At 67.5% G+C, this 3,023-nt stretch carries 3 protein-coding genes and 1 pseudogene; 3 read left to right on the forward strand and 1 reads right to left on the reverse strand.

Features of this window, described 5'->3' with window-relative positions:
* Positions 1-356: asparaginase (locus ACIKT0_RS16050; RefSeq protein WP_407106364.1), on the forward strand; the 356-nt coding region annotated here is incomplete at its 5' end.
* Here ACIKT0_RS16050 and ACIKT0_RS16055 read toward each other — a convergent pair.
* On the reverse strand, positions 353-1,663 hold the full coding sequence (locus tag ACIKT0_RS16055) for a hypothetical protein (RefSeq protein WP_407106365.1): 1,311 nt from the start codon (positions 1,661-1,663) through the stop codon (positions 353-355). The genes ACIKT0_RS16050 and ACIKT0_RS16055 overlap by 4 nt on opposite strands.
* A gap of 784 nt (positions 1,664-2,447) precedes the next feature.
* Here ACIKT0_RS16055 and ACIKT0_RS16060 point away from each other — a divergent pair.
* Together ACIKT0_RS16060 and ACIKT0_RS16065 are read left to right on the forward strand one after the other, a co-directional pair.
* Positions 2,448-2,519, forward strand: a pseudogene (locus tag ACIKT0_RS16060) (hypothetical protein); the annotation flags it as partial.
* A gap of 166 nt (positions 2,520-2,685) precedes the next feature.
* Entirely contained in the window at positions 2,686-2,964 is a 279-nt protein-coding gene (locus tag ACIKT0_RS16065; protein WP_407106366.1) for a hypothetical protein, read from the forward strand.
* Positions 2,965-3,023: the final 59 nt, after the last annotated feature.

The raw sequence follows: 3,023 nt of genomic DNA on the forward strand, positions 1-3,023 counted from the left end.
CCGCGGCTGCGCGCACGCTGCGCGAGGCGGCCTGGTCGGCGCCGTTCCAGATCGGCGGCTCAGGCCGCTTCGACACCGAGGCGATGCAGCTCGGCGCGGGGCGCGTCTTCGTCAAGATGGGCGCCGAAGGCGTCCATGTCGGGGCGATCCCGGAACTCGGCTACGGCGTCGCGATCAAGATCGACGACGGCGCCACCCGCGCGGCCGAGGCCGTGATGGCGGCGGTGCTCATCCGGCTGCTCGCGCCGGAAGGCGATTTCGGCGAATGGCTCGCCGGCCGCGCCCGCCGTCCGATGAGGAACTGGGCGGGCGTGGAGGTCGGCGAGGTGCGGGCGACGGAACTGCTCGCCGGCTAGCGGCGGGCCTGCATCTCAAGGACCGCGCCGCCGCCCTGCGACTGCGCCGAACGATCCTCGACATTGCGCAGCAGCAGCAGGCGCGAGGCCTCCTGCAGGAAGGCGTCCGAGCCGAACTCCTTCTCGTAGTGGAAGAACGTCTTGGACAGCAGGTTGAACTCGCCGCCGAGGTAGTATTTGACCAGCAGCTTCTGCCAGTGCAGCCGGGCGAGCACCCGGTTGCGCACACGGCGGTTGGGCGCCTCCAGGGAGGCGTCGTAATCGGACTGCGGCGTGCGCCAGTCCCCGTAATTCTCGGTCAGATACTTGTCCGGGTCGGACGGGATCAGAAACTCCCGGCCGGCGAACTGCACCTTGGAGAACGGCGAACTCCCCTCGCTCCACCACACCGCGTTGTCCCAGGCGTGCAGGTGGCTGCCGTGCCAGACCGTGCCGCCCTGGCGGTGATGGAAGAACAGGTCGATGTTGACGTTGTTCTTGTGCTTGATCTTGATCAGATCGACCGAGGGGACGAACACCTCGGTGAATTTCGGGCTGCCGGCGATCAGAGACTTGATCTCGTCGCGCTGCGCATGGCCCATCACGCCGAGGTCGATGTCCTTGTCCATGCCGAGGAGCTTGCCCTCGCGGATCACGCCGAGCAGGGTTCCGCTGATCAGGAAGAACGGCGCGGTCGGCATCAGCAGGTCGAACAGGTCGACCAGGGCCGCGTTGCCGGCGGACGCCTTCATATAGGTCTTGGCCTTGGGCGCGCTGGTGAACTGGCCCTCCCCGATCCAGCGCAGGATCTCCATCATCATGTAATAGGCGCGGTCGACCTCGTTGGCCGCGATCGCGATGTCGACGAGATGCGAGGCCTGGGACGCCTTCGTGACGGAGGAGCGCCGGCTGCGGGTGAACGCCGCCACCGCGACGTCGACCGTCGTGGGACCGCTCGGCAGCCGCCTGTAGAGCTGCAGCGGCACGACGAAATTATGCTCGAGGATCAGCGGCAGCAGGACGCTGCGCGCCCGTTCGTGCGCGCCGGTCTCAACCAGCGCCGTCGCGAGGATCACCTGAAGCGGATAGGTCGCGAGCGACTTGTCCGAACCGTACTTGCCGAAAAGCTCCACGACCTGCGCGTGGCGCGCGGTCTGTGAGTAAAGCTCAAGCAACTTGCGGAGATAAAAGGTCCGCTTGTTGTTGTTCTCGACATGATTGAGGGCCAGCCGCTCCGCATCCTCGGCGCGTCCAGCATCCACCAGCGCCGAGAACTTGTTCCCGTCGCCCGTCGCAATCTTCAGCACGCGATTAACGAGTGATCGCATGGGCACCTCGCTTGATCCGGTCTCACGGATAGCCTGTCCGAGGGCGCTTGCACAGTCGCGGGAAGCCGGCGTCGGCGCGGTGCGGGCCCGCAGGACCCGATGACGGTTGCGGTGCACACGCCCGGGAGGCGGCTTGGCGCCTGCGTTTAGCCGGCGCCGGCGCTCACAGGCGTTCGCGCAATCGGATCGGCGGGCCGAGGAAGGAGATCCGGGCGCCGGCGCGCGATTTCACGAGCCGCGGGGTCCGGAGAATCCCGATGAGGCGAAAGGTCGCGGGTTACCCGGCCAGCGCTCGAAAAATACTGTCATGCGCGCCACCCGAGCCGCGGCGGACACGCGCCCGTCGCGGCAGCCGCCCCCGCGTCCGGCGGCTCGCGGCGGACGCCGATACCCCTGACGGCGGGAGCGAAAATTGACCGCCGCCCGCGCCCATCGTACCCCGGCCCGGACACTGGGATTCTGAATTCGCGAGGATCGCTAGCTTCAGAGCCTGGAATTCACGGCTGGGACCCGGGCGTGAGCGCTGTCTCCCGCGCTGCACCGCAGCAGACTTGTTTCGCATCGCGATCTCGGCTTCGATTGGCGCCAGTCGAGCCGCGGGGGTCTTCGCCGTTCTCGGGGCGCATTCGCAAACCAAAGGTGGAGCGACGGATACGCTAATGCAGGAAAGTCAGGCCGACGGACCTAAGTCTATCGGGACAAGTTCTACGCCCAGACTTGGTATTCGGACTCGTCGACGTTCTGCCGCTACGCGGCGGACTCGAGCTATTTTCTGGGCGCGGTTCTGGACCTCGGCTGCGGCAACGGGCATGATTCCTTCGGCTTCGCCAAGCGCGCCAGCAAGGTGGTCGCGGTCGATCGGTCCCAGGTCGCGGCCGAGACCTGCAACAAGAATGCCGCGGAGCGGCCTGCCGTACCTCTCCTTCGTGCAGTGCGAACTGCAGGAAGGAGAGAAGCTCGCCGGCGTGATCGCCGATCTGAAGGGCCAGGCCCCGCAGAGGGTGCTGTTCTAATGCCGCTTCGTGCTGCACGCGATCGACGAGCCGCCGCAGGACGTGCTGCTCTCGGCGGTGGCCGCCGGCCTCCGCCCGAACGACGTGTTCGCCGCCGAGTTCCGCACCGACAAGGACCACGTGCACGGCGACCACTACCGCCGCTACCAGGACGCGCCCACGCTCGCTCGCGAGCTGTCGAGCCGCTGGGGCCTCACCGTGCGGGTCTACCAGGAAGGCAACGGCTTCTCGCCCTACAAGGACGAGGATCCGGAGCTCTGCCGGATGATCGTGCTCGCGCCGAAGTAGCCGCGCCGAAGCCGGGGCTGGCGCGGGGCGACCCGCGTCGGCCGGCCAACGCCCTCGCG

It is taken from the genome of Hansschlegelia beijingensis (genome assembly GCF_045505405.1).
GTDB classification, from domain to species: Bacteria; Pseudomonadota; Alphaproteobacteria; order Rhizobiales; family Methylopilaceae; genus Methylopila; species Methylopila beijingensis_A.

Excerpts from the sequence above, each read along its gene's own strand:
- ACIKT0_RS16055 (WP_407106365.1), bottom strand. The coding sequence starts at position 1,663 with ATGCGATCACTCGTTAATCGCGTGCTGAAGATTGCGACGGGCGACGGG.